Raw genomic sequence first — 23,520 nt, 5'->3', positions numbered from 1 at the left:
GTTGTGAGTCTCTTTACTTTCCTCTTGCAGCTGTTTCCAAAATAGTCTTGAACTTTTTCAACTCTTTTGCGGTATTCGGTCCTGGTTTTAAAGCCAGTATCCGTTGCATAATGTCCTGCCCCTGTTGAATTTGCTGCTGGCTCCATACGGTTGGGTCGGTACGGTTAAGGAAGTATAAGCCATTTATAATCCCATCTGGAGATAAGGTGGCGATGTTTCCTGAGCTGTAAAAATTAAGGATCTGGGTGATGGCCTCGGGCGATGAGGCGTATTTTTTTTCCAGTTCGCCCACAGCGCTGATCCTGGCCGCCGTATTTGAGGTATCTACTTTTGATATGAGCGATGCAAGCTCTGTATTTACTGTCGAGGCTTTTAATGCCCGAAGCCCGCTTTGCCCAACGCTTTGCAAAACAGTATCAGTGGAAGTTTGTAAGGCCGAGAATAGTTTTTTCGATTCATTATCATTAAGGGCGAGGGTGATCAAACCGACAGCGAAGTTCTTTCTACGCACATCGGTGCTGTTTAAGTCACCGTATAAAGAATAAACCCATTGATACCGGGCCACCCGCTCTTTCGATTCTTCAACCTCTGTAGAGCGCTCATTGAGGCTGTTCTCCAGTTTATCCAGCCGTACTTTGTTGGATGTGGTGTATACTGTAAGTATAATAGTTATTATTGAACTGATGATGCCTATCCAAACAGTAACCGTATTTGAAAACAGCGGTTTGGCGGGTGCCTGTTCTTCTGTTTTTTCTTCCGCTTCTTTTTTTATTGGCAAGCTTCACAAATGGTTGATGTTCAGTTGCTAATTTATCGAAAATGAAAGCAGGATAGCGTGCGTAAAAACACGCTAAATAAATGAGTGAAAACACGTACTGTGTTCTTAAAGCATTACGGTAATAAAATATGCGCACGGGTTAATAAAACATGACTAACTCAACAGCTCATTAATAAGCTGATCTGTTAACGGGATTCGTTCCCCCGCATCGCTCCACTCACCATTTGGCGGCGGGAAGGCATTTCGGCAGTAACCGAGTTGGTTTTTAAAATCAAAAATAGCGTGGCAATAATTATTAATGAGCAAGCTGGCAAATTGCCCGTCATCTGTCCAGGCAATTTTTATCGAACAAGGTTTTTGCTTATCTGTTACGTCTGCCACATTATAAATATGTACAGCATCCAGTATCATCATTTCTAAATTCGGATTATTATCAATAGCATAAAGATATCCGGTATTCGTATCATCTTCAAAAACTACCCCAAAGCTCGAAACCGGCGACATGCTTTTAAAAGCGCAGTCTTCGCCAACTGTAAGGGTGCCTTCCAAATCTAAAATCATGGCCTAAATATATCAATAACGATAGGTAGCCTTATCAATGAATAAAATAAAATTTGTAATTATATAAGTACTTATATAAATTGCATCATGAATTTATATCAAAGCTTAGGGCACTTGGTTTTGGGCAGCCGTTTAAGGCGGTTGAGCGAAGCTTTTTTGTCTGAGATTAATAAAGCTTATCAAACGGCGGGGATTGATTTTGATGCCAGTTGGTTTCCTGTTTTTTATTTGTTATCTAAAAACGACGCCTTATCCATTAAAGAATTAAGCGAGCAGATAGAGGTGTCGCACCCGGCGGCCAGCCAATTGATCACCAACTTGAAGAAAAAAGGGTTGGTAGGTACCGATACCTGTAGTGATGACGGCCGCCGTCAACTGGTTACACTTACAGAAAAGGGGCGCGATTTGCTCAAACAGATCATGCCGGTTTGGGAAGCTATCAGCCAATCAATGGCCGAACTGGTGGAAACCGACGAAACTATTAAACAATTACTCCCGGCCATAAGCGCGCTCGAAAACGCGTTCCGCCAAACTAAACTGGCCGATAATATCGTTCAAAAATTGAATACCAATTTAAAACCAGCCGGACAATGAAAAGTACATTTAATTACGGCACCGACCATCTTACTGTCGGCATTTGCCTGGATATAGCCGCTGGCAAAACCAAAGGCATCATCAATAGTGAAGCTACCGAAATGATTAAAGCTTCATGGGGAGCGGTGAAAAAAATAGTGCATGATCATCACCCGGTTTACGGTATCAATACGGGCTTTGGTCCGCTGTGTGATACGCGCATTTCGGAAGAGGATACCAGCCTGCTGCAAAGCAATATCCTGAAAAGCCATAGCGTGGGTGTGGGGAAACCCATCCCGCAGGAAATTGCCAAGTTGATGATGATTACCAAGGTGCATGCTTTGGCACAGGGTTATTCCGGTATCGCGTTAAGTACGCTCGAAAGGATCATCTGGCATATCGATAATGATATTATCCCGGTTGTGCCGGAAAAAGGTTCAGTAGGGGCATCCGGCGATTTGGCACCTTTATCGCATTTGTTTTTGCCTTTGATAAGTTTGGGAGAGGTATTTGAGAAAGGCGAAAGATTACCAGCCGGACAGGTGTTGAATAAGCATGGTTTAAAACCCTTATCACTTGGCCCTAAAGAGGGCCTTGCATTGATAAATGGTACTCAGTTTATTCTCTCATTCGCCATAAAAGCAGTGCAACGATTTGATGCTGCGCTGAATCGTGCCGATCTGATCGGTGCTATGTCATTAGAAGGCTTGATGGGTTCTATCCGTCCCTTTGATGAACGCCTGCATAATATCCGCCCCTTTAAAGGTACCCGCATGGTGGCTCGTCGTTTATTTACATTGTTGGATGGTTCGGAGATCAACTCATCGCATATTAGTTGCGATAGGGTGCAGGATCCATATTCCTTACGTTGTATGCCGCAGGTACACGGTGCATCGCGTAATGCCTGGCTGCATTTGAAAGAACTCACCGAGATCGAACTTAATTCGGTAACCGATAACCCGGTTATTTTTAATGCCGATGATACCATCAGCGGCGGAAACTTCCACGGGCAACCATTGGCCTTACCGCTTGATTATGCCACAACCGCCGCTGCCGAAATCGGCAATATTGCCGACAGGCGCTGCTACCTCATGAGCGAAGGCCGCTACGGTTTGCCTAAATTACTTACGCATGATGCCGGGCTTAATTCGGGCTTGATGATCCCGCAGTACACCACGGCCGCCCTCGTTACCGAAAATAAAACCCTGTGCTTCCCCGCCAGTGCCGATAGTGTACCGACATCGCTGGGGCAGGAAGACCATGTATCTATGGGTTCTATCAGCGGGCGTAAACTGCACCAGGTTATTGATAATATCGAACATATCCAGGCTATCGAGCTGCTTTACGCCGCCCAGGCCATGGATTTCCGCCGTCCGTTAAGATCAACACCAGTTATCGAAGCCTGTCATCAACTGGTAAGACGACATGTTGATTTTATACAGGATGATAGGGTTTTTGCCGATGATATCAATAACTTATATAAACTAATTACCGACGGCTCGCTGCTTAAAACAGCCAACGAAGCCGCTATTGCTCACCAAATAGATCTAAGTCATGACGAGTTCGGAATTTATTAAAACTTACGCCAGCCACCCGGTGTACAAAGCGCCGCGTGGTATGCAGCTACACGCCAAAAGCTGGCAAACCGAAGCCCCGCTCCGGATGCTGCTCAATAACCTCGATGGTCAGGTTGCCGAAAACCCCGATGAATTGGTGGTTTACGGTGGCATAGGCCAGGCAGCGCGTAACCCGGAATCACTGCGTAAAATAATTGAGTTATTGTTAAAGCTGGATGAGCATCATTCGCTCCTGATCCAATCGGGCAAGCCGGTGGGCATTATCCGCAGTCACCCCGAAGCACCGCGGGTTTTAATAGCCAACAGCAACCTGGTACCCGCATGGGCCAACTGGGAACATTTTAATGAGCTGCGCGAAAAAGGCCTGATGATGTACGGCCAAATGACAGCCGGAAGCTGGATCTATATAGGTACGCAAGGCATTTTACAAGGCACCTACGAAACGTTTGTGGAATGCGGTAACCAGCATTTTAATGGCGATTTGACCGGTAAACTGATTGTAAGCGCAGGTTTAGGCGGTATGGGGGGCGCTCAACCATTGGCAGCCACCATGGCGGGCGGCGTGTTTTTAGGCGCCGATGTAGACGCATCGCGCATTCAAAAACGGGTTGATACCAGGTACATCGACCGGATGACGGATTCGTACGATGAAGCCATCGCATGGGTAAAAGAAGCCATCGCCAAAAAAGAAACGCTTTCAGTAGGTTTGGTGAGCGATGCCGGCGATTTGCTTGATAAGCTGTTGAAGGATAATATCATCCCCGATATGCTTACCGATCAAACTTCGGCGCACGACCCATTGAATGGCTATATTCCTAATGGCTTATCGTTAAGTGAGGCGGCTATTTTAAGAAAAGCCGATCCCATAGAATACAAACGACTGTCGTTGAAAAGCATGGCAAGGCACGTGGGACTGATGCTGGAATTGCAAAATAAAGGCGCTGTTACGTTTGATTACGGCAACAACCTGCGCGAGTTTGCCCGCCAGGGCGGCGAGGCGGAAGCTTTTAATTTCCCAGGCTTTACACCGGCCTACATTCGTCCGTTGTTTTGCGAGGGGAAAGGGCCATTTAGATGGGTAGCACTATCCGGCGATCCGGAAGATATTTATGTAACCGACCAGGCGCTGATCGATGCCTTCCCGGAAAACAAACCTTTAATAACCTGGCTTAAAAAAGCCCGTGAAAAAATAGCCTTCCAAGGCCTGCCCGCCCGCATTTGCTGGCTGGGCATGGGCGAGCGTGAAAAAGCCGGATTGATATTTAACGAACTGGTACGCACCGGCAAAGTAAAAGGCCCGATAGTGATTGGTCGCGATCATTTGGATTGCGGCTCGGTAGCTTCACCTAACCGTGAAACAGAGGCTATGCTGGATGGATCGGACGCTGTATCAGATTGGCCTTTGCTTAACCTGATGGCTAATGCATCGGGCGGCGCAACCTGGATCTCATTCCATCATGGCGGTGGGGTAGGCATGGGCTACTCGCAGCACGCTGGTATGGTTGTACTGGCAGATGGTACCGAGCGGGCGGCAACTTGCTTGAAGCGTGTATTGCATAACGACCCCGCGATGGGCATTTTCAGGCATACCGATGCGGGGTATGACAAAGCAGCTGAATGGGCGGATAAGTTTGGATTGAAGGTTTGGTAAAGCAAAACTAAAACGAAATACATAACAACACGTCATTGCGAGGTACGAAGCAATCCCCGATAAGTAGAGCGGCCATAAAAGTCCGCCCTGTATAGTTTGGGATTGCTTTGTACCTCGCGATGACGGGTAGGGAATAAGTCATGAAAAAACTAATCGGCCCATTTGCACAAATATTACCCTTAACCGGCTTGCCGCTTAAAGGCGCGATAAAAGATGAGCAATTGCAAATCATCCAGAACGGTGGAATCTTGACCGAAGACGGCATTATCCTCGCCGTCGACGATTTCGAAAAACTCCGCAAAAACTACCCATCGGCACAAATTGAAGAAATTACCGGTGACCACGTACTGCTGCCCGGCTTTGTAGATTGCCATACGCACATCTGCTTTGCGGGTAGCCGGGCTAAAGATTATGCCATGCGTAACGCCGGTAAAAGCTATCTGGAGATCGCGGCATCGGGAGGCGGCATCTGGGATTCGGTAACACAAACCCGTGCGGCTACCGAAGCCGAACTAAGCTCATTGTTACTTCAACGGATCAATCGCCATTTGACAGAAGGCGTAACCACCATCGAAGTAAAAAGCGGTTATGGTTTATCTGTGAATGAAGAGTTGAAACAGTTAAAAGCCATCAACCAGGCAGCAAATAAAACCCACGCACACATTATACCCACTTGCCTTGCAGCCCATATCAAACCCAAAGATTTTGACGGAAACGAAAGTGAATACCTGAAACATTTATTAACTGATCTGCTGCCAAAAATAAAACAGCAAGACCTTGCCGCCAGGGTTGATATTTTCATTGAACAAAGCGCGTTCAATACCAGCGACGCTTTATTTTACTTAAGTCGGGCTAAACAAATGGGCTTTGAAGTAACCGTACATGCCGATCAGTTCACCACCGGTGGCAGTGAAGTAGCCGTTAAAGCAAGGGCTACCTCGGCCGATCACCTCGAAGCAAGCGGTGATTATGAAATAAAATTATTAGCCAATTCAGATACCGTTGCTGTAACTTTGCCTGGTGCTTCGTTAGGTTTAGGAATGGATTATGCCCCGGCCCGCAAACTGCTTAACGCCGGTGCTTGCCTCGCCATAGCCAGCGATTGGAATCCTGGCTCGGCTCCAATGGGCGATTTGTTGATGCAGTCCTCGGTAATGGCCGCCGCCGAAAAGCTAAGCACCGCCGAAGTTTTTGCCGGCTTAACCTACCGTGCGGCGCAGGCACTAAAACTAAACGACCGTGGTACATTAACCAAAGGCAAGCTTGCCGATATGCAGGCCTACCCATGCAAGGATTACCGCGAAATACTATATCACCAGGGAAAACTAAAACCCAACAAAGTATACACGGGCAACCGTTGATACACGGAATGATTTTTATGATTTCGCTGATTATTTAATAAAAAACTAACCTCTGATCTCTAACCTCCAATCTCTCCAATGAAACTAATAGAATGCGTACCCAATTTTAGTGAAGGTGTAAACCTTGATATCATCAAAGAAATAACCGATGCGGTTGAATCTGTTGAAGGTGTAAGGCTACTGAATGTCGATCCCGGCAAAGCCACCAACCGTACCGTAGTAACCTTTGTGGGCGAACCCGAAAATGTTATCGAAGCGGCGTTCCTCGCCATAAAAAAAGCAGGTGAGTTGATTGATATGAGTAAGCAAAAAGGTGAGCACCCGCGAATGGGCGCTACAGATGTTTGTCCGCTGATACCGATTAGCAATATCACCATGAAGGAAACTGCCGAATATGCCGTGAAACTGGCTAAGCGGGTAGGGGAAGAGCTACAGATCCCGGTTTATTTGTATGAGGCGGCACAGCCTAACAAAAGCCGTAGCAATCTATCTATAATCCGTGCAGGCGAATATGAAGGCTTCTTCAAAAAGATAAAACAACCGGAATGGGCACCGGATTTTGGCCCGGCAGAGAACGATGTTAAACGCGGGGCTACGGTAATTGGTGCGAGGGATTTTTTGGTGGCTTATAATGTTAACCTGAACACAACTTCTGTGCGCAGGGCAAATTCTATCGCTTTTGATGTAAGGGAGGCTGGTCGCACCCTGCGTGAGGGTGATCCGATAAACGGTAAAATAGTTTATGACGAAAATGGTAAGGCCAAAACTGTTCCCGGTTCGTTAAAATCGGTTAAAGCTATTGGCTGGTATATTGAAGAGTATGGCGTTGCGCAGATCTCGATGAACCTCACCGATATTAACGTTACCCCGGTTCATAAAGCTTTTGATGAAGTTTGCGATAAAGCCGCCGCGCGCGGCATCCGGGTAACCGGTAGCGAACTGGTGGGATTGATCCCGCTTAAAGCCATGCTTGATTCCGGTAGATATTTTCTTGAAAAACAACAACGCTCGGTAGGGGTAAGCGAAAAAGAGTTGATCAAAATCGCCATTAAATCGATGGGCCTGGATGAACTTTCACCATTTAAACCTGAAGAGCGCATTATTGAATATTTATTAAAAGATAAGGCCGACAGCAAGCTTATCAACATGAGCCTTACCGATCTGGCTGATGAAACCGCGAGCGAAAGCCCTGCGCCGGGCGGCGGTTCTATCTCTGCGGCTGTGGGTGCTTTGGGTGCCTCGCTGGCTACTATGGTGGCTAACCTGAGTTCGCATAAAAAAGGTTGGGATAGCCGCTGGCAGGAATTTAGTGATTGGGCGCAAAAAGGACAGCAGTTTAAAAATGATCTGCTGATGCTGGTTGATCAGGATACCATTGCCTTTAACCGCATTATGCAGGCGTTTAGCCTGTCAAAATCAAATGATGAGGAAAAAGCTGCACGCGATAAAGCGATACAGGATGCCACTCGTTTTGCTATCGAAGTTCCTTTTAAAATGATGGAAACCGCGTTGAACAGTATGGAGGTGATCAAAGCGATGGTGCAGACAGGTAATCCAAATTCAGTAACCGATGCCGGTGTGGCGGCACTTTGCGCCCGTACTGCTGTGCTGGGTGCGTTTATGAATGTGAAGATCAATGCTTCGGGGTATAAGGATAAGGATTATGTGGTGGATGTGATGTACCGCGGGAATGAGATTGAGCGGAAGGCGATTGCGTTGGAGGTGGAAATTATTGAGTTGGTGAATGAGAAGATAGGGCTACAGTAATGTATGACAAGATTTACGAAGTTTTAAAAACTTCGTAAATCTTACTCTGCTAATTGATATTCCTTGATTAACGCGGACGCCGGAATGCGGAGTAATTCGCTAAACTTCCGGATCATAGTAAGTGAAAGAGCCTGTTTGTAATTTAAAACTTTGCTTACAGTACCCTTATCACCGTATTGTTTGGCTAAATCGGCAGATTTATAACCGAAATCTTCCATCCTGATTTTGATTAACTCTATCGGGTCAACATCAGGTAAAGTGCTGTTGGCATTTTCATATTCCGAAATAAGGTGTACAAGTAGCAATTTTTCCTTATGATCTTTTGAATTTTTAGCAGCACGTTTAACTTGCTCGTAACGGGCAAGAGCATTATGGTACTCTTGCTCCGTTTCCAGTAAAAACCATTGTGGCTTTATCATATTAGTTTGACTAAAAATTTGATGAATTCAATTTAATCAGATAGTTTCAGCATTAATTTCGTCATATTCAGAGTGAGTTCCAATAAATCTGATTTCTACGATTTCGTCTTCATAATCCACCTCTACAATTAGGCGATACTTATTTCCAACTATTTTAAATCTGGCTCTATCTCCTTTTATAATTTTGGCTGTTGGAAAATCGTTTAGGACATCAAGACTCTTCTTCCATTTAGTGTCCAATACTATCGTTTTCCATACTTTTAAACTTTTCGCCGAATCACTATGCTTTTTTGCAAACTGATCGAGTTTGATAAGATAAATAATTTTCATCTGTTGAAATTTCTACAGTTGTTTTTAAAATACTTTCCATATACAAATCTTTTGAAGTAAAAAAATAATTATATTCTCCATAAACAGTCATAGCCTTGATGACCCTTTATAACACAAAGATATACAAAAGTTGGTTTTTTGCCAACTTTTGTATATTTAAAAAAACATTTGGTGTAACAGAGGTCCGAAATGAATAATATCTACTCCCTCTTATAATCCTTATGCACAATCAAAAAGCTCGCCCGTTCCTCTTTATGAAAAGGAATATTCCAATTACCCTGGTAAGTAATTTTGGTAGGTAAAGGCTCTCCATCAAAATTGTTCAGTTCGATGTTCATCTGCACATTAAAATCAAAAAACATATTGCTGAACTTCATATCAATATAACGGCCTAAAATCTGAAATGTACGTTCATCAAAAATGGTGGTCATCTCTTTGATCATGGTATCGCTGTCTGATGTGCTGGGTTTGCATCTCACCTTAAAGCGATAAACGGGGATAGTATCAAGGTATTTACCGCGGGCAAACTCGTAATAGTAATACTGGCGCATATCGCTGCCAAATAATTCAGTTTTGCTGCTGATGAAAGGGATGCCGCTTATTTTACGCCCCGAAGTAAAGATGAGCGCTTTCAGTTTACTTTTATACGATTCATTTTTGCCTCCCGAACCCGGCAAGGCGTCGCCTTTGGTAAAATCAGAATTATAGGCATTCATGAAAATAAAATCGAACATCTCTACCGTGTACAACTGATACTTGCCATTCTTTTTGTACACATCGCCGCTATCCTTTTTAGCTATGTACTCAATTTTGTGCTTACCGGCGGCGTTGCTATGTTCTATTTTGCGGTAAATGCGGCCATCTACCTTATTCTTTTTATCATAAGTAAAAATCCGGTTCTCGGCAGTAAAGCCAAACTTTTTCATGTTTTGGAAAGCTTTGTAAAAACCGGTATCGGCTAAAACAGCATCGATAAAATCCTGCGCGTTGAGTTTGTGGGAGCGAATGTCAACCAATGAATCAATCACGATGGTGCGGATAGTATCCGGGTTAAAGCGGTTGATCTGTTGGGCTTTGGTGGTAAAACCGGCAGTTATGATGATAAGGAGCAGGAGGAATTTTTTCATGGAGATAAGAGAATGTGTCATCCTGAACTTGTTTCAGGATCCCACTGGACAAGTCTCCATCATGCGGGCTACCTGTACTGTGGGGTGCCGAAACAAGTTCGGCATGACACGTGGTGTTGTAATTATTAATTACCTAACTGCTTCACAGCCAAATACGCCATCAAGCCCGTACTCACTTTAAACGCATCTTCTTCCACATCAAAAGTAGGCGTGTGAACTGACGACGTAATACCACGTGCTTCATTACGTGTTCCCAAACGGTAAAAACAGCTATCTGCCGCTTGTGAGTAATAGGCAAAATCTTCGGCAGCCATCCAGATATCCAGGTCGAGTACGTTCTCTTTGCCCAGGTAATCTTCGGCGTGGGTGCGGGTGGCGTTGGTCAATTTTTCTTCGTTGATGAGGAATGGGTAACCGCGCATAATATTGAAATCACAGCTTCCGCCCATGCTTTCGGCAATGCCTTCGGCCATTTTTTTCATGCGTTTGTGGGCTTCTTCGCGCCATTTTTCGTCCATGGTACGGAAGGTGCCTTCCAGGTAAACCTCATTAGGAATTACGTTGGTAGCGCCATTGGCAATCACTTTTCCAAATGAAAGCACCGAAGGGCTTTTAGGATCGGCAAAGCGGCTAACCACCTGTTGCAGGGCGGTTAATATATGAGCGGTAATAATTACCGGGTCGATATTTTGTTGGGGCTGCGCGCCGTGGCCGCCTTTGCCTTTAACGGTAACGTAAAGTTCATCCGTAGATGCCATGTATTTTCCTGCACGGAAGCCTACCTTACCTGCATCTATCAAAGGCATCACATGTTGGCCTAATACTGCGGCCGGTTTCGGATTCTCCAAAACGCCTTCTTTAATCATCAGGCTTGCACCGCCCGGCAGTTTTTCTTCGGCAGGCTGAAAAATCAGTTTCACGGTACCTGCAAACTGGCTTTTCAATTCGGTTAAAATCCTTGCTGTACCCAATAATGACGAGGTGTGTGCATCATGACCACAGGCGTGCATTACACCCGGGTTTTGTGATTTGTAAGATACTTCGTTGGCTTCCAATATCGGCAGAGCGTCCATATCGGCACGTAAAGCAACAACGTTTGATGCATCAGATGGCTTTTCACCCTGTATCAGTGCTACTAAACCGGTATCGGCCATTTTATGGTATTCTAAACCCAACTCTTCCAGCTTACGGGCAACGTAGGCCGAGGTCTGGATCTCATGAAAAGATAATTCTGGATTGGCATGCAGGTGGCGACGGGTGGCCACTACATCATCAAATATTTTTGCTGATAGCTCCTGTATTTGCTCTTTAATCATTATTGGTATCCGCTTTAGGAAGATTAATTTTTTCGGGAAGGATAAATATGCTTGAAAAATACGGCCGTATTTCCTGCACCAGTTTTTCGGCTTCAATACGGGTACGGAAATCGCCGGCCTTTACTTTAAAATTTGGTTCGCGATAGCTGATGTACGTACGTAGCTCGGGGTATTCAGTTTGTAGTTTAGCCTGGGCCTTATAGGCATCCTTGCGGTTCGACCCGCTAAAAAACTGCACCCGGTACCCGTAGGCCGATCGTGCTTCATCAATACCCGTTTGGCCGTTCAATGAAAAACGCCTGGCTATCAGGGTATCAACCAGTGGATCTTTTACCACTTCAACTTTGCCGCGGGTTTGGGCAAATGTTTGGGTTGAAGCCAATAGCAATAAAACGAAAAAGCAGTATTTGATTATTGTTTGTTGAATTGATTGATCAAATACTGCTTTTTTCATTTGGTGAATTTTCTCTTAACGTCATTGCGAGGTACGAAGCAATCCCCGATTAGCAGAGCCGCTATAAAAGTTTGCCCTGTACAGTTTGGGATTGCTTCGTACCTCGCAATGACGTGGTTATAGTAGCCCGCTTTCGCAGGCTATGTTATATTAAACCTGCCCTACGCCGTGGCAGTTTTTAAACTTTTTGCCGCTTCCGCATGGGCAGGGATCGTTTCTGCCAATTTTATTTTCAACCCTTACCGGGGTGATTTTTTGTTGCTCCTGCGGATACTCGTCCAACGGCACTCCATTGCTTTCGGTTACTACCTCAGCTTTGGTGGTTTTCATTTTGCGCAGGTCCATTTTGGGTTCAGGCTGTGCTTCCCTTACCTCTTCGGGCTGCTGTTGAACCGCAATACCACCGCGGAACAGGAAGCTTACAATCTCTTTGTTCACGTTAGCCAACATGCCGCGGAACAATTCAAAAGCTTCAAATTTGTAAACCAACAACGGGTCCTTTTGCTCATAAACGGCATTCTGTACCGATTGTTTTAACTCGTCCATTTCGCGCAGGTGCTCTTTCCATGCATCATCGATCAGGTACAGGGTAACGTTTTTCTCGAACGATTTAAATACCTCGTGACCGTGGTTTTCGACCGCTTTTTTCAACGGTACAGCTACCTGTATACCATGGATGCCATCGCTAAACGGAACCACAATGTTTTCAATGTACTCGCCGCGGGTGTCGTAAACATCTTTTATAACCGGGTAAGCCTGTTGTGCAATAGCTTCCTGTTTACGTTTGTAAAAATCCATCACGCCATGGAAAACCTCGTCTGTTAAAACCGCGGCCGATTTTGAAGCGAATACATCCGCGCCAAAATCAACATCTACCGAGAACAGGCGGATAATTTCCAGCTGGAAACCATCAAAGTTGTTGCTCTCTTTATATTCGGTTACAATATCTTCAACAACATCAAAAATTGTATTGCTCAAATCAACATCTAAGCGTTCGCCAAACAAAGCGTTTTTACGTTTGGTATAGATCACAGTACGCTGTGAGTTCATCACGTCGTCGTACTCCAACAAACGCTTACGGATACCAAAGTTGTTTTCTTCTACTTTTTTCTGCGCACGCTCAATTGATTTAGAGATCATTGAGTGCTGGATCACTTCGCCCTCTTCAATACCCATACGTACCATCAGGCTCGAAATACGCTCCGATCCGAATAAACGCATCAGGTTATCCTCTAACGATACAAAGAACTGTGAAGAACCCGGGTCACCCTGGCGACCAGAACGACCGCGCAACTGCCTGTCAACACGACGAGACTCATGGCGCTCGGTACCAACAATAGCTAAACCTCCGGCTTCTTTAACGCCCGGGCCTAATTTAATATCCGTACCACGACCAGCCATGTTGGTAGCAATGGTCACCGTGCCTGCTTTACCAGCCTCAGCCACAATATCGGCCTCTTTCTGGTGCATTTTAGCATTCAGTACGTTATGTTTAATACCGCGCAGCTTAAGCATGCGGCTCAATAATTCAGAAATCTCTACAGATGTTGTACCCACCAATACCGGGCGACCGGCCTGTGTTAACTTAACAATCTCTTCGGCAACGGCGTTGTATTTTTCACGCACGGTGCGGTAAACCAGATCCTGGCGGTCGTCACGTACAATACTCGAGTTGGTTGGGATTTCAACCACATCCAGTTTGTATATTTCCCAAAGCTCGCCTGCTTCAGTAACGGCTGTACCGGTCATACCGCAAAGCTTGTGGTACATCCTGAAGTAATTTTGCAGGGTGATGGTTGCAAAAGTTTGGGTTGCATCCTCAACTTTTACGTTTTCTTTAGCCTCAATAGCCTGGTGCAAACCATCCGAGTAACGGCGGCCATCCAATACACGGCCGGTTTGCTCGTCAACTATCTTAACCTTGCCTTCGTCCAGAATGTATTCGGTATCTTTTTCAAACAGGGTATAAGCTTTTAATAACTGGTTAACCGAGTGGATCCGCTCAGATTTGATCGAGAAATCGCGCATCAACTCATCTTTACGGGCAATTTTCTCTTCGGCACTCAGGTTTGATTTTTCAATTTCGGCCACTTCGGTACCCACGTCAGGCATCACAAAGAAGTGAGGATCCTCGCCCGAAGCTGTGATCAGCTCGATACCTTTTTCAGAAAGCTCAACCGAGTTATTTTTCTCGTCGATAACGAAGAAAAGCTCAGAATCTACCTTCGGCATTTCTTTGCTTTGATCCTGCATGTAGTGGTTTTCTACTTTTTGAAGGATGGTACGGTTACCGCCTTCGCTCAAAAATTTGATCAGGGCCTTGTTTTTTGGTAAACCGCGGTAAGCACGTAACAGGGCTAAACCACCACCTTCGGCATCGGTATCGCCATTGTTAATCGCTTTTTTGGCTTCATTCAATACGCCGTTGATGTAGTTTTTCTGCGCGTTAACCAAACGCTCGATGCGTGGTTTCAACTCATAAAACTCATGCTCGTCGCCACGTGGGATAGGGCCTGATATAATTAAAGGTGTACGGGCATCGTCAACCAAAACCGAGTCAACCTCATCCACCATCGCATAGTGCAGTTTGCGTTGTACCAATTCTTCAGGGCTGCGTGTCATATTGTCACGCAGGTAATCGAAGCCAAACTCGTTATTGGTACCAAAAGTTATATCGGCCATATAAGCCGCACGACGCGCCTCAGAGTTAGGCTCATGCTTATCAATACAATCAACCGAAAGGCCGTGGAACTCATACAGCGGGCCCATCCACTCGCTATCGCGTCGGGCCAGGTAATCATTCACGGTTACAATGTGTACGCCTTGTCCGGCCAATGCGTTAAGGTATGCAGGCAGGGTGGCTACCAGCGTTTTACCTTCACCTGTAGCCATCTCCGCAATTTTACCTTGATGCAATACGGTACCGCCAATCAGCTGTACATCGTAATGAACCATGTTCCAGGTAACCTCATTACCAGCAGCTATCCAGGTGCTGCTGTGGATGGCTTTATCGCCTTTGATGGTAACGTTTGGTTTGCGGGCCGCTAACTGGCGATCAAAATCGGTAGCGGTAACTTCTAATGAAGCATTGGCAGCAAGGCGGCTCGCAGTTTCTTTAACAACGCCGAAAGCTTCCGGCAGTATGTTCATCAATATATCTTCAAGCTCTTTGTTGCGGTCTTTTTCAAGCTTATCAAGCTGAGTGTATAACTCAACTTTTTCAGCCACGTCCATGTCAAGCTCGTTTTCTGTACGATCTTTAATAGCCTGGATCTCGCTGTCGATGCCCGAAAGGCCCTGAGCTATAGTATCTTTAAAATATATGGTCTTAGCCCTAAGCTCATCATTACTCAGGGAGCCAAGCTTGGCATATTCAGCCTTAATTTTCTCAACTATAGGCTGTATACTTTTTACATCCCGTTCTGATTTGCTTCCGAAAAGCTTACTGATAAAATTTAACATATTATTTTATTATGATTCAACCCGGTTCAACAATTGCGCCATAGCGGCCATTAGAGCCAAATTGACAGGCAAATGTAAGATTTTGCGCCGAAAGCCGAAAGGTTTAAGGCGTAAAGCGCTGTTAGGGATGAAAGATTGACATTGAGGTGTTGGTTAAAGGTTGTCTGAACCGTGATTTGGGGAGATTTATGGGATGGACAGGATTTGATTGATTTAAAAAATCCTATTAATCTTAAAAATCCACCCAAATCACGGTTCAGAAAAATTATTGATCATTGTTTTTGTCGTCGTCTTCCTTTTCATCGTCATCCAAATCTTCCAAATCATCGCTTTCAAAATCGTTCAGGTCATCTTCATTAAATTCGCCGAAAAAGCGGTCTTCATCAAACATCAGCTCCTCCAGCTTTTCCTGTTCGGGCGTGCTGGTATCGAAGCGGATGGCCCAGTTATCGGGAATATCGTAGGTTTTATCAAACCCGCGGATCCAATCAACAAATACCAGCCTAAACTCCTCTATCTTTTCGCGCATCAGCTGCACGTAGTCCTCTTCGTTTATTTTTACCATCGAGGCGAAGGATACGGCGTTAAACATATCCTGTACTGCCAGCTTAATCAATACGGCGTTCTGCATCCGTAGCGAGTAAAGGCTTCCGCCTTCGGCACCGGCAATTTTTGCCTGGATGAGGGCGGCGTTGCTGCACATTTGTACTGCCAGGTGTTCTTTCATGCTGTCCTCCTTTAAAGCTTCGGCAATAACATCGGCAAGGTCAAATAATTCCTGCGCTTTTTGATATACCGGGAGCTTTTCAAACTTTTCAAGTCTACGGGCCATGTGGTAAATTTACTACTTATAACACAAGTAGCCTTATATATAGTATTAAAGGCTTGTTAAAAAAACTATCTTTGCCGCATGAATATCCTGATCCTTGGTTCGGGCGGAAGGGAAAGCGCCTTCGCCTGGAAAGTAGCCCAGAGCCCCAAATGCGAGAAACTTTTTATTGCGCCCGGTAATGCCGGCACCACGCAGTACGGTACAAATGTAAATATCAAGGTTACCGACTTTGAAGGCATCAAAGCGCTTGTGCTTAAAGAAAACATCAGCCTGGTGCTTGTTGGTCCCGAAGAACCGCTGGTAAAAGGTGTTCACGATTTTTTCCTGGCTGATGAGCAGTTGAAAAACATCCCGGTTGTTGGTCCGCAGCAGGAAGGTGCCCAACTGGAAGGCAGTAAGGATTTTTCGAAGCAGTTTATGGAGAAACACAACATCCCTACTTCTGCTTATAAAACTTTTACCAAAGATACCCTGGAAGATGGCCTCAACTATTTAGCCACTGCCGGGTTACCGGTAGTTTTAAAAGCTGATGGATTAGCAGCCGGTAAAGGTGTATTGATCTGCCTTACTTTAGAGGAAGCCCAAACCGAACTAAAAGCAATGCTGGCCGATGCCAAATTTGGCGAAGCAAGTTCGCGAGTGGTTGTTGAGCAGTTTTTAACAGGTATCGAGCTATCGGTATTTGTGATGACTGATGGTAACAGCTACAAAATATTGCCCGAAGCCAAAGATTATAAACGCATAGGCGAAGGCGATACCGGACTGAATACCGGTGGTATGGGTTCGATCTCGCCGGTGCCATTTGCTGATGCCGCCTATATGAAAAAGGTAGAAGAGCGGGTGATCATCCCTACAGTTGAAGGTTTGAAAAAAGACGGCATCCCTTATAAAGGTTTCATCTTTATCGGCCTGATGAACAGCAACGGCGAACCATGGGTAATTGAATACAACTGCCGCATGGGCGATCCGGAAACCGAAAGCGTAATGCGCCGCATCGATTCTGATTTTGTTGATTTGCTTTTGGGCGTTGCTGAAGGAAACCTGAACGAAAAAGAAATTATCATCAGCCCTAAAACCGCGGCCACCGTAGTGATGGTAGCAGGTGGTTATCCGGGCGAATACCTTAAAAATAAAGTAATTACCGGTACCGAAAATGTGCGCGATTCTATCGTGTTCCACGCCGGTACGGCTATGGATGGTGAAGATGTGATTACTACCGGGGGGCGTGTTTTGGCTATTACTACTGTGCAGGATAATATGTTCAACGCGTTGCAGCAGGCTACTGCCGATGCCAGCAGGATATATTATGATGGAATGTATTTTAGGAAAGATATTGGGTTTGACTTACTTTAGTTAGTCATTGAGTCATTAGGTCATTGAGTCATTTGCTTGAAGGATATTGCCGCCGCTCGGCTGGGAGCCGGGCGGCGGCGTTAGGGGAGGTGTCGAGGGAACAACTAACCTCTGATCTCTAACCTCTAATCTCTCCCCTTCACCTAATCTCTCCCTTTTACCACCCTCTTCAACACCAACAAATTCTGCCCGTTCAAGCTATAACCGCTGATATTATTCTGATATAGGTTCACGATTTTATCATAATATAAAACCACTACCGGCGATTGCTGCATCATCAGGTTATCCATTTGGTGATAAATGGCAAAACGTTTTTCGTCGTCCTTTACCTGGTAAGTTTGCTCAAAAAGCTCGTCAAACTTTTTATTATTAAAGCCGGTATAGTTGGGCCCGAAAGGGATCTTGTTTTTAGAGTAGAATACAGATAGGTAATTTTCGGCATCCGGATAATCGGCTATCCACGAACCATAGAAAAAGTTGATACCATTTTTTGAGATCAGTTCCCGCAAACTGGCTCCTTGTGTAATCTCCACATTAGTCTTTATACCCACGCGTTCTAACTGCCCCTGTACATATTCAATTAAACTACGGTAACCAATTGTAGTAGCCAAAGTAATCTCAGGCATGTTTTTGCCATTAGGGAAACCAGCATCGCGAAGCAGGCAACGGGCTTTTTCCGGGTCGTAATTATAGCCGTGTACTTCGTTGCTTTTAAAGCCCGGCATACCCGGTGGCACAAAGCCTCCGTAGCCCGGTGTTCCCATGCTGTTGCGCAGGTATTTGATCATCTTTTCCCTATCAATAGCGTAGTTGATAGCCTGCCTTATCTTCAGAATTTTTAACGGCGATTTTTTAACGATAGGCAAAGTGGTATCAACCAGCATACCTATATAAATGGTGTTTAAATAAGGCGCGGTATTGAGGATAAACTTGCCCTTGTATTTCTGAGTGATCCGGCCCGATTTGGTGAGGATATCATCGCGGTAGCTGCCATCAATATCATTTAAAAAATCGATGTTCTTTTTTACAAACTCTAAAAACGAGGTTTGCTTATCGGCAATAAAGGTTGAGTGGATAGCATCCAAATAGGGGAGACGGTTGCCTTTGGCGTCCTTTTCCCAATAACGTTCATTCTTTAAAAATACCAGTACCTCGCCCTCTTTCCAGTATTTAAACCTGAATGGGCCGGTACCAACCGGGTGACTTCTGAAATCTTTGCCGTAAAATTCAACAACTTCTTTAGGTACCACCGAACAATATTGGGCGGTAAGCAAACTTAAAAAAGGCGCAAACGGCTGCTTAAGTTTAATTTGAAAGGTACTATCGTTAACTGCTATAAAAGCGCTTTTATCTTTTACCTTATCGCTAAAGATCCATGAACCTGATGAGGCTACTTTAGGATCGATCAACCGGCTAAAGCTATAAGCAAAATCTGATGCGACCACCAATCGACCATGACCACCGGTAAAATGCGGATCATCATGAAAATAAACATCGTTACGCAGGTGAAAAGTGTAAAGCAAACCATCGGCAGATGTTTCCCAGCTTTTGGCTATGCAGGGGATGGTTTTAAGGCTATCGTTTATCTGTACCAAACCATTGTATAGCTGGTTATCCATCCAGATGGTATAATGGTTACGGCAAAAGGCCGGATCAAGCGAGGTAAGGCCTTCTTCGAGGTTGATGTTGAAAACGGTTTTATGCTGATTGGAGATATCGGAATGGCAGGCGCAAAGCTGAATTGAAAGTAATAGTATACAGTAAGTGATCAGCTTATTCATTCAGGCTAATATATTAAATATCGGTTTAGCGGAGAGGAGAATAAGCTGATTATTGCGTAGGGATGATGGAGTTTTTTAAAACAGAAAAGTAAACCCGCCGCCTTTTGAAGGTTTTTTCATTTCTTCAAATTTTTCAATTTCTTTTTGAAGCAGATTGTGGTATTCACTACGCATAAACTCACGGAATATTTCGATATTTTCCTGTTCGCGTGTATCTATCAATGCCTGAATGTAGGTGGCTTTATTTTCACTGCGGACTATTGCCAAAGGCAGGTTATACCAGGCCTGTATAAAATTCATCAACAGACGGGAAGTGCGACCGTTGCCATCGTAATATGGATGTATACTTACCAAATTAAAATGCGCATCAAACGACAGGTTTAATTGCTCGGGCACAGATAAAGGCGACTTTATCGTGTCTCCAAGCTTTTTTATTAATTCTGTTGTTAACCGCTCAACCTTATCAAAATTAGGAAAATAGGATATTCCGGCTGTAACATTTCCTTTCCTGAAAGCGCCGGTTCGCGAATCAATGGTGCCAAGTATGGTGTTATATACCTTGCCTGTATTTTGCATAACCAACGCGTTGATCTGCTGTAAAAGGTTTGCAGATAAAGTGGCTTTGGCCCTCGCGCTTTCGATAGTAAACAGCAATGCCGCGTGATGGTCGGTAACCATCAGGCTTTCGGTTAAGGGTTTTCCGTTAGGAGTGCGGCCCTCCGTTATTAACACCTGAGCCTCCACTTCGGTTAGGGTTGAGCCCTCAATCCGGGTTGTATGATGGTCGATAGAGATCAGGTTGAATTTTTCATGATCGATCACATCGGCGATGCCGAGATCATTGTATTTTTTTATCAGATCAACTATTTCCATTATTTAAGTACCACGAAAATAGCTATAAGTTTTTATATGCTTAACTTCAGGAATCAATCCCTGTTAATCCCTATCCTTGCGCTCATCTGTGATTAGTGCTTAACATGGGTTTGCGTTTAAAACGCAAACCGTAATGAATTAGGGGTAGCTTTACGGATTAATTGCGTTGCAAACGCAAATCCATGTTAAGCGCTCGTTACAAATGAGCGCAAGTTTTGAACTCTAAATACCCGAAAACTAAAACCGATCTTTCAAAAACTTGCCGGTATAACTGCCTTTTTGCTTGATCAAATCTTCCGGCACACCTTCAAAAACAACTTTGCCACCACGGTCGCCGCCTTCGGGTCCGATATCGATGATCCAGTCGGCGCATTTAATTACGTCCATGTTGTGTTCAATAACGATGATAGTGTTGCCATGATCAATCAAGGCGTCGAATGATTTGAGCAGTTTTTTAATATCGGCAAAATGCAAACCTGTAGTAGGTTCATCAAAAATGAAAAGCGTTTTGTTAGTGTTATTGCCCTTAACCAGGAACGATGCCAGCTTGATACGCTGCGCCTCACCGCCCGATAGGGTGTTTGATGATTGCCCTAACTGCACATAACCCAAACCAACATCAACCAATGGTTTTATTTTGGCGATGATCTTTGGCTCTTTGGCAAAAAACTCAACGCCTTCGTCGATGGTCATGTTCAGGATATCTGATACGTTTTTCTCTTTGTATTGAATATCGAGCACGTGTTGTTTAAAACGGTGACCGCCGCAGGTTTCGCAGGTCAGGAAAATATCGGCCATAAACTGCATCTCTATCTTCACTTCACCTTCCCCCTGGCAAACATCGCAACGGCCGCCCTCTACGTTAAATGAAAAAGCCGATGGCTTTAGTCCGGCAGCTTTTGCCGCGGGTTGTGAAGCGTACAGGTTACGGATCTCGTCCCAGGCCTTAACATAAGTAACCGGGTTTGAGCGCGACGAACGGCCGATTGGGTTTTGATCAACCAGTTCAACCTGCTCTATCTTGCCAAAATCGCCATCAATAGCATCATACAAACCTGTTTGTTCGCCCGAATAATTACCCAATGCTTTTTGCACGGCAGGGGCCAGGATGCGTTTCACCAAACTGGTTTTACCCGATCCTGATACACCGGTAACAACCGAAAGCACACCTAACGGGAATTTAGTATCTACATGTTTCAGGTTGTTTTCGCGCGCGCCTTTAATCTCGATGAAATCATGCCATTTGCGGCGGCTTTTTGGGATGGCTATCTCTTCCCTGCCGCTCAGGTATTTGCCGGTAAGGCTTTTTTCGTCCTTTATAATTTCGTCATAAGTGCCGGTGAAAATTAGCTCACCACCATGGGTACCGGCTTCGGGCCCGATATCAATGATGTGATCTGCGGCTTTCATGATCTCTTCTTCATGTTCAACCACCAAAACGGTATTGCCAACATCACGAAGAGATTTTAAAACGCTTACCAAACGCTCGGTATCGCGGGGATGCAGGCCGATGCTCGGCTCATCCAACACATAAACCGAACCAACCAAACTGCTGCCTAATGAAGTAGCCAGGTTAATACGCTGCGATTCACCGCCCGATAGTGTGTTTGATAAACGGTTAAGCGTTAAATAACTTAAGCCAACATCATTTAAAAAACCTAAACGGTTGGTGATTTCCATTAACAAACGCTTGCCGATTTTTGCATCGTTCTCGCTCAGCTCAAGCGTACTGAAAAACTCATAAGCTTTGTCAAGCGGCATCAACACTACATCGGTAATGGATTTGGCATTGATCTTTACATACGAGGCATCCATCCGCAGGCGGCTGCCCTTACATTCCGGGCAGGTAGTTTTGCCCCTGTACCGCGACAGCAAAACACGGTACTGAATTTTATAGGTTTGCTCTTCCATTTCCTTAAAAAACTCATCAAGGCCGCGGAAAAACTTATTGCCGGTCCACAACAGGCGCTGTTCCTTTTCGGTAAGCTGGTTGTACTGGCGGTGTATCGGGAAATCAAACTTCAATGCGTGGCGTACCAGTGCATCATTCCATTCGCGCATTTTTTCGCCGCGCCACGGAGCGATGGCGCCCTCGTAAACAGATTTGCTTTTATCTGGAATCACCAGGTCTTCATCAATACCGATCACCTTACCATAGCCTTCGCATTTTTTGCAGGCACCATAAGGGTTGTTAAAGCTGAAAAAGTTTGGCGTAGGTTCTTCAAATTTTAGCCCGTCAAGCTCAAAGCGGTCGCAAAAAAAGCGCTCGTGCTCGGTTTCGTCATCCGGTTCCTGGAAACGGACGAAACAATCGCCTTTTCCTTCAAAAAACGCGGTCTGGACCGAGTCGCCTAAGCGGCTTATAGTTTCATCCTCGTTGTTTTTATTAACACGGTCAACCACAATGCGCACGGTAACCGGTTGGGTAGTTTCTGAGGCTTCGGCGGCAGCTTTTTTTGATTTCGGCTTTTTAAGTTCAACTACCGGTTCGGCTGCGATCATCGGCACGTTTTCAACGGTTTCATCTTCCAGTAAGGCTTCAATGCGCGAAAGCTTACCATTGTACTCAACCCTTACAAAACCTTTTTGCATCAATACCGCCAGTTCTTCTTTAAGGCTGCGGTTGTTATGCGGGTGCAGCGGGGCCAGTATGGTTACCTGGGTTTCATCAGGTAAGGAAAGTACAAAGTTCACCACATCGGTTACCGAATCTTTTTTAACCACATTGCCAGATATGGGCGAAATGGTTTTGCCGATGCGGGAAAAAAGCAGCTTCAGGTAATCGTAAATCTCGGTAGAAGTACCCACTGTTGAACGCGGGTTAGAAGTGATCACCTTTTGCTCAATGGCGATAGCCGGAGCAATGCCTTTAATATAATCCACATCGGGTTTATTCATCCGACCCAAAAACTGGCGGGCATATGACGACAAACTTTCCACATAACGGCGCTGCCCCTCGGCATAAAGCGTATCGAACGCGAGCGACGATTTGCCTGAACCCGACATGCCTGTAACCACCACCAGTTTATTTTTAGGGATGGCCACATCAAGGTTTTTAAGGTTATGCACCCTCGCACCTTTTATAATTATATGTTTTTGCGGATCTTTTTCTGCTTCTTTACTCATTGTTCATGGTTGATAGTTCATAGATCATAGCCTGCTTTGTACGGCCTCACAGCAAATATTTTACCATGAACCATCCACCATGAACCATGAACTTTTCGGAATGCAAAAATCCTAAAAAATTTAGCAGTATCCAAATCGGTTTTAATTGTTTATACCAATTTAACAGGTCATTTTCATGT

General features: G+C 44.9%; 18 protein-coding genes. 6 read left to right on the top strand and 12 right to left on the bottom strand.

Translation table 11 applies throughout. The features are described from left to right. Nucleotides 1–13 precede the first annotated feature (13 nt). Complete coding sequence (locus HYN43_RS19760) at nt 14–778, bottom strand: hypothetical protein (RefSeq protein ID WP_119410975.1); 765 nt, start codon at nt 776–778, stop codon at nt 14–16. A 153-nt stretch (nt 779–931) separates the two neighbouring features. Next, the gene (locus HYN43_RS19755; protein WP_119410974.1) at nt 932–1,339 is read right to left on the bottom strand and encodes a DUF2251 domain-containing protein; all 408 of its coding nucleotides are present in this window, start codon (nt 1,337–1,339) and stop codon (nt 932–934) included. 87 nt (nt 1,340–1,426) lie between these two features. Between HYN43_RS19755 and HYN43_RS19750 the strand changes: the two genes are divergently transcribed. From HYN43_RS19750 to ftcD, 5 genes are all read left to right on the top strand, one after another. Further along, entirely contained in the window at nt 1,427–1,933 is a 507-nt protein-coding gene (locus HYN43_RS19750; protein WP_119410973.1) for a MarR family winged helix-turn-helix transcriptional regulator, read from the top strand. Further along, complete coding sequence (hutH, locus tag HYN43_RS19745) at nt 1,930–3,489, top strand: histidine ammonia-lyase (protein WP_119410972.1); 1,560 nt, start codon at nt 1,930–1,932, stop codon at nt 3,487–3,489. The genes HYN43_RS19750 and hutH overlap by 4 nt, the downstream gene beginning before the upstream one ends. After that, nucleotides 3,467–5,140, top strand: a complete 1,674-nt coding sequence (hutU, locus tag HYN43_RS19740) for a urocanate hydratase (protein ID WP_119410971.1) — start codon at nt 3,467–3,469, stop codon at nt 5,138–5,140. The genes hutH and hutU overlap by 23 nt, the downstream gene beginning before the upstream one ends. A 140-nt stretch (nt 5,141–5,280) precedes the next feature. Then, nucleotides 5,281–6,501, top strand: coding sequence for an imidazolonepropionase (hutI, locus tag HYN43_RS19735; RefSeq protein WP_119410970.1), 1,221 nt, complete (start codon nt 5,281–5,283; stop codon nt 6,499–6,501). Nucleotides 6,502–6,579: 78 nt separating this feature from the next. After that, nucleotides 6,580–8,268, top strand: a complete 1,689-nt coding sequence (gene ftcD, locus HYN43_RS19730; protein WP_119410969.1) for a glutamate formimidoyltransferase — start codon at nt 6,580–6,582, stop codon at nt 8,266–8,268. A 41-nt stretch (nt 8,269–8,309) separates the two neighbouring features. Here the strand turns inward: ftcD and HYN43_RS19725 are convergent, their stop codons facing one another. From HYN43_RS19725 to HYN43_RS19695, 7 genes are all read right to left on the bottom strand, one after another. Further along, the gene (locus HYN43_RS19725) at nt 8,310–8,687 is read right to left on the bottom strand and encodes a helix-turn-helix domain-containing protein (RefSeq protein ID WP_119410968.1); all 378 of its coding nucleotides are present in this window, start codon (nt 8,685–8,687) and stop codon (nt 8,310–8,312) included. A gap of 36 nt (nt 8,688–8,723) precedes the next feature. Continuing rightward, on the bottom strand, nt 8,724–9,017 hold the full coding sequence (locus tag HYN43_RS19720) for a type II toxin-antitoxin system HigB family toxin (RefSeq protein ID WP_119410967.1): 294 nt from the start codon (nt 9,015–9,017) through the stop codon (nt 8,724–8,726). A gap of 200 nt (nt 9,018–9,217) precedes the next feature. Beyond that, nucleotides 9,218–10,144, bottom strand: coding sequence for a hypothetical protein (locus HYN43_RS19715; protein ID WP_119410966.1), 927 nt, complete (start codon nt 10,142–10,144; stop codon nt 9,218–9,220). A 125-nt stretch (nt 10,145–10,269) separates the two neighbouring features. Beyond that, nucleotides 10,270–11,460: a M20 metallopeptidase family protein gene (locus HYN43_RS19710; protein ID WP_119410965.1), complete on the bottom strand. Its 1,191-nt coding sequence runs from the start codon at nt 11,458–11,460 to the stop codon at nt 10,270–10,272. Beyond that, nucleotides 11,453–11,914 (bottom strand): SPOR domain-containing protein, encoded by a 462-nt coding sequence (locus tag HYN43_RS19705; protein ID WP_119410964.1) that lies wholly within the window; start codon nt 11,912–11,914, stop codon nt 11,453–11,455. The genes HYN43_RS19710 and HYN43_RS19705 overlap by 8 nt, the downstream gene beginning before the upstream one ends. A gap of 150 nt (nt 11,915–12,064) precedes the next feature. Next, nucleotides 12,065–15,376, bottom strand: coding sequence for a preprotein translocase subunit SecA (gene secA / locus HYN43_RS19700; RefSeq protein ID WP_119410963.1), 3,312 nt, complete (start codon nt 15,374–15,376; stop codon nt 12,065–12,067). A 265-nt stretch (nt 15,377–15,641) separates the two neighbouring features. After that, the gene (locus tag HYN43_RS19695; RefSeq protein ID WP_119410962.1) at nt 15,642–16,208 is read right to left on the bottom strand and encodes a hypothetical protein; all 567 of its coding nucleotides are present in this window, start codon (nt 16,206–16,208) and stop codon (nt 15,642–15,644) included. 78 nt (nt 16,209–16,286) lie between these two features. On the opposite strand from HYN43_RS19695, the gene purD reads away from it, so the two are divergent. Further along, complete coding sequence (purD, locus tag HYN43_RS19690) at nt 16,287–17,561, top strand: phosphoribosylamine--glycine ligase (RefSeq protein WP_119410961.1); 1,275 nt, start codon at nt 16,287–16,289, stop codon at nt 17,559–17,561. A gap of 143 nt (nt 17,562–17,704) precedes the next feature. Here the strand turns inward: purD and HYN43_RS19685 are convergent, their stop codons facing one another. The 3 genes from HYN43_RS19685 to uvrA all read right to left on the bottom strand — a co-directional run bounded on the left by HYN43_RS19685 (nt 17,705) and on the right by uvrA (nt 23,341). Continuing rightward, nucleotides 17,705–19,342, bottom strand: coding sequence for an ABC transporter substrate-binding protein (locus HYN43_RS19685; protein ID WP_119410960.1), 1,638 nt, complete (start codon nt 19,340–19,342; stop codon nt 17,705–17,707). A 75-nt stretch (nt 19,343–19,417) separates the two neighbouring features. Next, on the bottom strand, nt 19,418–20,215 hold the full coding sequence (locus tag HYN43_RS19680; RefSeq protein WP_119410959.1) for a Fic family protein: 798 nt from the start codon (nt 20,213–20,215) through the stop codon (nt 19,418–19,420). A 237-nt stretch (nt 20,216–20,452) separates the two neighbouring features. Continuing rightward, nucleotides 20,453–23,341, bottom strand: a complete 2,889-nt coding sequence (uvrA, locus tag HYN43_RS19675) for an excinuclease ABC subunit UvrA (protein WP_119410958.1) — start codon at nt 23,339–23,341, stop codon at nt 20,453–20,455. Nucleotides 23,342–23,520 lie beyond the last annotated feature (179 nt).

This window comes from Mucilaginibacter celer (genome assembly GCF_003576455.2).
In the GTDB taxonomy this organism is placed as follows: Bacteria; Bacteroidota; Bacteroidia; order Sphingobacteriales; family Sphingobacteriaceae; genus Mucilaginibacter; species Mucilaginibacter celer.
This window is presented reverse-complemented; position numbering and strand designations above follow the sequence as displayed.